At 51.9% G+C, this 8,557-nt stretch carries 6 protein-coding genes; 1 reads left to right on the forward strand and 5 read right to left on the reverse strand.

Annotated elements, in window-relative coordinates; genetic code table 11:
- Position 1 precedes the first annotated feature (1 nt).
- A complete protein-coding gene (locus tag VE954_RS04950; RefSeq protein ID WP_324950281.1) occupies positions 2 to 1,975 on the reverse strand; it encodes an FAD-dependent oxidoreductase in 1,974 nt (657 codons plus the stop codon).
- A 162-nt stretch (positions 1,976 to 2,137) separates the two neighbouring features.
- Here VE954_RS04950 and VE954_RS04955 point away from each other — a divergent pair, with 162 nt between their 5' ends.
- Complete coding sequence (locus VE954_RS04955; protein ID WP_324950283.1) at positions 2,138 to 2,740, forward strand: DUF3365 domain-containing protein; 603 nt, start codon at positions 2,138 to 2,140, stop codon at positions 2,738 to 2,740.
- Between the two features lie 30 nt (positions 2,741 to 2,770).
- Here the strand turns inward: VE954_RS04955 and VE954_RS04960 are convergent, their stop codons facing one another.
- From VE954_RS04960 to VE954_RS04975, 4 genes are all read right to left on the reverse strand, one after another.
- Complete coding sequence (locus VE954_RS04960; protein WP_324950285.1) at positions 2,771 to 3,412, reverse strand: RraA family protein; 642 nt, start codon at positions 3,410 to 3,412, stop codon at positions 2,771 to 2,773.
- A gap of 141 nt (positions 3,413 to 3,553) precedes the next feature.
- Positions 3,554 to 4,399 (reverse strand): hypothetical protein, encoded by an 846-nt coding sequence (locus VE954_RS04965; RefSeq protein ID WP_324950287.1) that lies wholly within the window; start codon positions 4,397 to 4,399, stop codon positions 3,554 to 3,556.
- A gap of 3 nt (positions 4,400 to 4,402) precedes the next feature.
- The gene (locus VE954_RS04970; protein WP_324950289.1) at positions 4,403 to 7,234 is read right to left on the reverse strand and encodes a zinc-dependent metalloprotease; all 2,832 of its coding nucleotides are present in this window, start codon (positions 7,232 to 7,234) and stop codon (positions 4,403 to 4,405) included.
- A 45-nt stretch (positions 7,235 to 7,279) separates the two neighbouring features.
- Positions 7,280 to 8,464: a hypothetical protein gene (locus VE954_RS04975; protein WP_324950292.1), complete on the reverse strand. Its 1,185-nt coding sequence runs from the start codon at positions 8,462 to 8,464 to the stop codon at positions 7,280 to 7,282.
- Positions 8,465 to 8,557: the final 93 nt, after the last annotated feature.

Consider the following 8,557-nt stretch of genomic DNA (forward strand, 5'->3'; position numbering starts at 1 on the left):
TTTATCTATAGTAGTAGGACGAGAAGATATGAAATGCCAAAAGCGTAGGATACATCCAGAAAATGATGATATGGATCCAAACCAGCAAGGTCCGCAAACGCCTGCCGAGCAGGAAACCAACACGGCTTGCGTAGGCGATGGAAAGCCCCGTGAGGGCCCCGCTGACTGTCAAACCTAGGAATGCGATGGCGAGCGCTGCATTCATATGCGAGCCGATGTTACGACCCGTGTGAAAGACCAGAGCTCCCAAACCCAGCAACCCCATCAGGGCATGAAGCGTATACCAGTTCGTCAAACTCTTGCCATAGCTGAAGACGCCCGTTCTTTTACGAATCGAGAGCACCAGGGTCAGGAGCGACCATCCGGCCACGGCATAACCTGTAGCCTGCTGATATAAAGGATTCTGCAGCCAGGTGAGGAGTTCGGGGCCCGACTGGGTATAGCTCCTGGGAATTTTGAGCGGATGCCGGAAGAGAAACCAGCCCACGCCGATCAAAGTCAGGTAGCATAGAATTTCCAAACGATAGATACGGCTGGGGGAGGTCGCAAACGGGGTGGCTGGCGTCGGACCATAGGGAGTATGGGTTGCCAGGCGCTCGACCAGGGGACGGCACTGACCACAGATGGTCGAGGCCCGGGTTTGTGTCACCAGCTGATCAGCCGAAAGCTGACTTTTTTGGGCCACATTGCAAAGATAGCCTTTGGAAAGAGAGAGGCAGTTGCAAACGATCGCCGTATCGGGCCAGGTCGTAACGTCCAAGCTTTCCGGAGTCGGCCACAGATTGCCCGTTTTTAAGAACCGCAGACGCTGCCCAGGAGTGATCAACGCTTTTCTTTCGACACTCCGTTGAACCTTGGATATTTCCGGCCAATCGCCCAACGCGTAAGCTCCGAGCATACGCTGACCGTGCACATTGATGCGGCGGTAAACGATCTGCCCATCGATGTCTTTTTCAAACACCAGCGATTTACCGGCTGCCTGCTGTCCAAAGGAGGCGATCCGAATGCCGAAGCAGGACTGCGAAAAAGCCAAAGGCAGTTCGGGAAACATTCTTCTCTGACCTACAAGGCAGGAAGCCAGGACTTCAGCCATCTGATAGCCGGGCGAGACCAGGCCATAGATTTTATTAGCGAAGTAGGCGCAATCACCGATCGCATAGACCTTCGGATCCGATGTTTGCAGGTAGGGGTTGATCGCGATGCCGCCCAGCGGTCCGGTTTTGATTCCTGCAGCCTTCGCCAGCTCATCACGAGGACGTATGCCGACCGCAAATATAAGCATGTCCACGCTTAGCGATTCCTGATCCACAAATTCCAGGATGACCTTTTGATTTTCATGACGGACGCGTTTGCTGCGTCGCATCAGGTGAACATAAACGCCTTTTTTTTCAAGAACAGACGCCACTTTCTGACCGCAGGCATGATCGAGTTGCCGGGGAAAAAGACCTGGATTCATTTCAATGATGTGCGTGGTCAGTCCGAGGTTGTGCAAGGCCTCGGCCAGCTCCACTCCGAGAAATCCGCCGCCCACAATGCAGGCGCTCTTGGATTCCTTGGCCTTTTGCAGAATCGCTTCCACATCCTTGCTTGTCCGATAGCTGTATACATTATCAGCATGCTCGACGCCTTCCATGGAAGGCACAAATGCGCTTGATCCTGTGGCAAACACGAGCTGATCATAGTCGACCGTGCGACCCGATCTGGAGCGAACGGTGGATTTCTTAGTATCGACTTCAACGATGGGATCATCGAGATGGAGAGCGATTCCTGCTTCCTGATACTGCTGAGGCTGTGCAAAAAGTATACTAGCCAGAGTGGTCCCGTCGAACAGCTGACTCAGATTGATACGATCATAGGCAGCAACGCTTTCTTCGGCAAAGACCACGACTTTGTTTTTGTTGAGAAAGCCTCTTTCCCCAAGCTTTTTCAAAAACCAAAAGCTTACATTCCCATTTCCAATAACAACAAGGCTCATAGGTTCGTTACCGCTCGAAAGGAATAGTTACCTGCCTCAATATGGGCCATGATGACTGATTTGGTTTTAGCCTGCAACCACAGATTTTCAAGGCGATTTGACAGGCTTTAGTGAGATTGATAAACTCTGCTTTTATTTCATTGCTATTCCCGAGGTCGCACGATGCCTATCAAGCAAACGTTTGTACTGACTCTTGCTTTCGTCGCCAGCTCCACCGTTCCCTTCAGCATGGAAACAGCGTCAGCCGCAGAATGTAAGGTTGCGGGCGCCAGTCAGGAATTTCTGATTCGGATGGCAGACTCCATCAGAGGCGTTATCCAGGCCGATCGAAGCATCTACGCGGAGCATGTCGTCACGCGTCTGGTGGATAACCAGGGCGCGATCAAAGCCAGCGAGCAGTGGAAAGATGAAAAAGGTACCCTGCCTTTGCCCGCCCAGATGCTTAGAATGGGTTCGGAGCATTTTGCCAAGAACAATAAGGGTATCAGCTACTCCTTGCTTTCCACCTTTCCTATCAATAAGCAAAACAGCGCCAAGACAGAATCAGAGAAGAAGGGTCTGCTGGCAGTGGCGCAGGACCCCACCAAAAACTATTATGACTGCGAAACGCTGGGCAAGAAAAGTTACTTCACAGCCATCTATGCTGATGTCGCTGTTTCCAAATCCTGCGTGAGCTGTCATAACAAGCACAAGGATTCGCCGAAGAAGGACTTCAAGCTAAACGACGTCATGGGTGGTGTTACAATTCGCATTGCCGCGGATTGATCAAACGTAAACACCTCCGCCCTGGCAGGATCAAATACGTACCTCGTGGCTCTCACGAAAACCTTTTTTTGCCAGGATATCCTCAATGCGGGCGCGGTGCCTGGCTTCCCAGTGCTCGAGCGATTCCGCAGCATCCAGTGCGGCTTTGTCCACCGCACGCTGCAGGATTTCATCGCAGCTTTCGGAAGGAATCACCACCACGCCTTCTTCATCCGCCACGATCATATCACCGGGCGTCACCAGCACGCCTCCACATCGCACACTGACATTCAATCCTTCAATGGAATTTTTGCCACCGGGTATGGGGCTGACACCGCGACCAAAGACGGGAAATTCATTGGCCTTGGTTTCGGCGATATCACGTATGACACCGTCCACGATAAAACCTGCGATCCCATGCTTTTTAGCGACCGCGCAAACATTGCCGCCGGCCACCGCGTAGTCCAAATCACCAGCCTCGACCACGATGACAGATCCTGCCGGCGCCCTATAAATGGCCGCATGAAGCATCAAATGATCACCAGGGGCACAGCGAACCGGATAGGCTGGACCAGCGATGCGGGGGATATGATGCCACAGCGGGCGGATGCCGATATCCATCACCTGATCACGCATGAGAAATTCCGCCAAAGTTGTCGGCGAGAGCTGAACAAACGAAGAAGCATCGGCCATGGGGAGTTCTCCTGATCAAGGGGTTCTAAACCTCCGAACACCCTAGCAGACATCCATTCCGGCCAGCAAGAGGTTCCGTCAGTCAGGGGTTTTCCAGCATGCTCACACAAAGTTCACGCTGCATTTTCATCCAACATTTTTTCAAAGGGTTGTGCTCATCGCAAGATAGCCCATCGTTCTCTCTTCATCAAACAGCACATAGTCTTTCAATCCTGGCAGCTCGAGAAGCGTTCCCTGGCTAAAGCCCAAGGTGATGGCGAGAAAGCCGAAGCTGTATCCCGTATAGACTTTCAGTTGGTAGGACTGATCCGAGATGTCTCTCGGATTGGAGTTGGCGGCTTCATCTTGAATTTTATAGTAGTAAGTTTCGCTAAACGTGAAGTTGTAGCCTAAGAAAGCACTTTTAAGAAAGCGGAGGCGAGCGCTTTGCTCCACATCAAGGCGATACTGCGGCAGAGCTGCGCCAGAGCCGAGCTCACCGGTCGCTTCGCTATCGTATTTGCTGAAGTGATAGCTGCCGCCGAAACCAGCTCCTAGGGTAAAAGGCTTCCATGGTGTGTAGTCACTGCCTACGAACAAATCTGTGACGGTATGAATCTCATGGCGCTGCGACCGCTCGGAGATAGGTAAAGTTGTGCCGAGGGAACTATAAAAGCTCAGCTTCTCGCTTGGCCCCTTTGGTGCTAGGGTCAGGGAAAGGGAGCTATCATTAATCACAAATTCATCGCCTTCCCTATTGACCAGATAGTTCCTCGTAAGTGACTGCGAAAGACCCAACTTCAGGCTATCCGCCAAGGAGTAGCTCGCCGACAGGCTGGCCTGTGTGATGGGATTGATCCGTGCCCCTGCCAATTGCGTGACCCCTACCGAGACACTGAACGGCGAAGGCTTCTTAACAGCTTTCCGCGTCTTCAGCGTGGTGTTCGCCAAAGCAGGGTTGCCAATCACCAGCAACAGCAGGGTTATGATGGAGCCGCGTATACGCATAGCTTATTCACACGTCAAAGAGGGCCTGCCATAGACGATTCTCTGATACAGAGAACTGAGATAGCGGCCACCCGGTTTATCATTAGCCAACAGGACCTTGGCTGACATCGGATTGAGAGTTTTGCCTGCCGTAAGGACGATGTCCCCGACCTTGAGGGCCACGACACTAAGTTCCCCTTGGTAGTCCGGATTCGTCGCCTGGTTGAATTGCGTGATTTCCGTGGCGGAATCCGTCAGATTCGTGGCTGGGACATTGAATCGAGTCAAGAACGTCCCGAGCGTATAGCAATTGACCCGCATCTGCTGCAGATCAGTCAAATCACTGGAAACCTCATAGGTGCTCGCAGCGGTAAAAGCATAAAACGAGCGTATGATGTCGGTGAACCCTGCATACATATCCCCGCCTTCAATAAAAATATCCGAGATATTGGCATCAACAAAGGGCTTGAGCTCCGGAAAATTCGATCGTAACGAGAGGATTGAGACAGGGGTGAAGCCTCGGTTCGGATCGAGAGGAAAAGCGTCATCTCCCATCATGAACAGGCTGGCAAAGATTTTGTCGCTGGAGATCCCCTGCTGCACGAGCGCTCCAGTTGATTTCTCATAGACGTCAGTAAAGGAGCGATCAAAGGAACTCTGCTTGATGACACTCTTGTAAAAGCTCAGCACCAGTTTTACAGCCTGCTGCATATCCGTTCGTACAGCCGTGCCGAAGCGCGTTGTGGAAGCCGCATCCATAAGCGGGAATTTGCGCAGCTTGTCCCGTACATCTGCGGTCGAAAAAGCCTGCTCATAGAAACGCATCATTTTCTTTAAATTGAACATGGTCTGGAACATCGATCCGCCGTAAGACTCGCCTGGATTCCAGTAGGAACGGCCATAGCGGAAGTTGCGTATCCAATAGGCGTCATCATAGGCCAGGATCTGATTCTTGACGATTTCGCTAGGCGTCGCCCCGCTATCGAAACGGTTGCACATAGGATTGAAGGCCGTGTGATGATCGGTGCAGAATAAGAAGGGTGCAGCGCGGTCTTTGGCTATATCCAGCTTACCGTTGCTATAGGCATATAAAAGGGCGGCCTGGTCGTAGATCTCCCAGTCATAGACCTGCCCGAGCTCGTCCTGCAGGGTCAAGTAGTCCATAACCGAGGAGCTAGCCTTGTTGGGATCGCCGCCCTCCTTATGGCCATCGATTTTTGCGCCGACCGTGCCGTAGAAATTATGCCGAAGATTGAGGTTGTGGCCGAATTCATGGATCGCGACACGATAGAGGATATCGTCGATGATCTTTTTCTCATTGCTGAGGTCCACATCGGCAAGACCGGCCAGCTGATTCTCGGTGAGATCGTAGCGGGTCGACAGCCCTGGATCATTGTAGTATTCACGAGTTCTATACTGCTCAGAGATTTTCTGGAGCGTCGCCTGCGAGCGGGTCAGCTGTTGAGCCAGCTCCCGATTGGCATCCACGAATCCTGGTTGATTCTTCATAATCTTATCCAGCGTATCGAATTCCATAGGCACTTCCCGGCCGGCAAAACCAGTTCCCGGCAGCTCGAAGGTAAACTCGGGAATCAGATAGCGGTATGTCTCTGCGAAGTTGCCTTCCTTTAAAAAGCTACTCGTCGCACTCCACTGGTCCTCGGTTTGACCGATCGTCTTGGACAATTCAGCAAGCACGCTCGACCTCAGAGTCGCCTTATTCTTCTGCGCATCCCGCACTCGTTGCACATACCATTTTAGATCGTTGGTCCAGATCACCGAATGGGCCGAGATGATTTCTCCCGTGCGCGGGTGAGCCGTCGAAGGACCATAGCCGAGCGGTGCGCTGAGATCCGGTTCGTTGACAAAATGGATGAATGAGTAGCGGATATCGCCGAATTTCTGGCTGCCATCGTTGTCCTTGATCTCGAATCGGGTCGGTACGCCTTTGCCCTCGAATAATTTATTCGTCCTGGCGAAAACCCCCACTTCGGGATCATTGTAGATCCACTTGTATTCCTCGGGGAAATTCTCGGTGAAATAGAACGTATGCGTCTTATCAGGATTCCAGCGGTTCATGTAGAAGGTGTTTTTGGGCCGATTGTTGGCGTCATAGGTCATGACGGTCGTGTTGAAATATCCATACTTTTCCATCAGGGGATCATTTTCACCCGTATAGACATAAGGAGGATAAGCCGCAACATCGGGCTCCGGCATGAAGGAATAGCGATAGTGAATCGTGAGGTTGAAATCGGTAGTATTGTAGGCCACTTGATCAATGCAGCGTTCCTTGAGCTGATAGTTCACAGCCAGTACGAAGCTGATATGCTGGGAGGTTACTTCCTGCTCGCCGTCAACCACCTTGGTCGAGAGCTTATCCCAACAATCGTCTTCGAGCTCGAAAGGGAAATTCGCACGCTCCTTGACTTCGGCCGAGGTGAAATCCGCCTTAAAAAATTTCTTTTCGTACCAAGGAATAGTATCATTTTCGGTCTCGACATTGCTGGTACGGCCATCAACCACTTTTCGGTGAATATCAGTGTGGCTGATATCCCAGGCGTTGATCACCTTATCCGTATTGGGACCATCCGCATAGTTGGTCTTGACCTCGACGAAGCGAAGCTGGGATTGGGTGACATCGAAGAAACCAAGGCGCGGGGTGCTCTGCATGCCGACAAAACCGAACTTGCTATTGAGACCATTCTTGACAACCGTCACCCGATAGAGCCAGGGACGTTCTGTCAGAAAAGTCGACTTTTCCCAGCGATCGCCATCGAAGTCCAGGAATTTCTCGACCGGCCGCTTCTTCACGCAGGACACCATCACGAGGATGATCAGTATAAATCGAATGTTCATGTTACTCTCCTCCAGGTCGCATTTTGAAAGAAACGGCAGCCTTCTTCAGGTCCCTATTCCGAAATAAAGCAGCTTGCGTGATGCATCTTTGCTGAAGCCAAAGAAGCCATTCGCCAGCTGAATTTCAATTTCATCTTCACCTGAGATCAAGGTGCAAGTGGCGAGGGCGACGCAGTCCTGGTTGGGATTTTCATAGATCCTGTGCAGAGCTCTCATCAGCCCTCTGCCATCAGTATCGGTCGGTGCGAGGTCTGCGAATGAATCCCCAAAACCGCGCTGGGGAGGGGTGGCACCGGTGACCGTCAGCTTGCCCCGATAGCCTGTCCGGACGTATACAAGCGAGGGCGTGTTCATGGCATTCCAAATGACGATGAGACTAAAATCATCATAAAAATGCGTGCCATTGTTGATCGATACGGCAGCGCCTATCCGGGCTTCCGTCGCAGCCTTGGTCGATGCCAGGGTAATGCCGGCTACCGATTGCTTGTAAACAAGTGGGTCGCGCAGGAAGGGTCTAAGTTCACGCGGTGGTTGGAAGTAGATGATGTCCAGCGACAGCTGCTTGGCTTTCGAGAGGAGCAGGCCGCCTTTCTTAAAATCGAAGATGAGGAAGGTTTCATCCTCATCCAGCCGGCAGGTGAAGGCTGCTTCACAGTCGTAGCTCGCAGGGTCTTTTCCCTCGAAGGCGCTGCCGATTTTCTTCAGCAGAGCCGTACGCGTGGCCGCATCATTCGGGACAAGGAATTTTTCAAAGGGAGTCTGCATATCCACCGATCCCATGGATCCACCGATATTGACTTTGCCTTTGTAGTTCGACCCGACGATGAACAGGCTGGGCGTTTGCGGTTCCTGATTGCTCCACCGGATGCGCAGATCCTCAGGAAATATTTCCAAACCGTTGAACATTCCGGTCGGCTTGGCGAGGACAGCATGAGCCTCATCGAAAGTCGTGGCCATGGTAATGCCGCCTGCGCCGGCACCGAACTCAATAGGGGCGACCTCATTGCGCAGTTTTCTCTGTAGGCTTTCTTCCGGGCTAATTTCTGGAATTCGCCCGGCCACCATACCACCATCGGGGTTGGTCGGCTCAGTTGTGATCCTATCCAAATCTTTTTGCGGGCTTTTGAGATTCTTGGTGTAAGACTCGCGGTTTTGGTCCCGTTCAGAGCTCTTGGTGCAGGAAAAACCCGCAGCAACAACAAGGACTAGCCCTAAGACAGTGGCAAACATACACGCACCTCTTTGAAACTCGAAGAATTCACCAAGGATTGGCTTCCTGGCCAACAATGCAGGTTACATACCGAAAAATTTATCTTAAAGTTT

Source organism: Oligoflexus sp., from assembly GCF_035638955.1.
Classification (GTDB): domain Bacteria; phylum Bdellovibrionota_B; class Oligoflexia; order Oligoflexales; family Oligoflexaceae; genus Oligoflexus.

Bases quoted from the DNA above. Each gene is read 5' to 3' on its own strand.
- VE954_RS04950 (WP_324950281.1), bottom strand. From the start codon at position 1,975: ATGAGCCTTGTTGTTATTGGAAATGGGAATGTAAGCTTTTGGTTTTTG.
- VE954_RS04955 (WP_324950283.1), top strand. From the start codon at position 2,138: ATGCCTATCAAGCAAACGTTTGTACTGACTCTTGCTTTCGTCGCCAGC.
- VE954_RS04960 (WP_324950285.1), bottom strand. From the start codon at position 3,412: ATGGCCGATGCTTCTTCGTTTGTTCAGCTCTCGCCGACAACTTTGGCG.
- VE954_RS04965 (WP_324950287.1), bottom strand. From the start codon at position 4,399: ATGCGTATACGCGGCTCCATCATAACCCTGCTGTTGCTGGTGATTGGC.
- VE954_RS04970 (WP_324950289.1), bottom strand. From the start codon at position 7,234: ATGAACATTCGATTTATACTGATCATCCTCGTGATGGTGTCCTGCGTG.
- VE954_RS04975 (WP_324950292.1), bottom strand. From the start codon at position 8,464: ATGTTTGCCACTGTCTTAGGGCTAGTCCTTGTTGTTGCTGCGGGTTTT.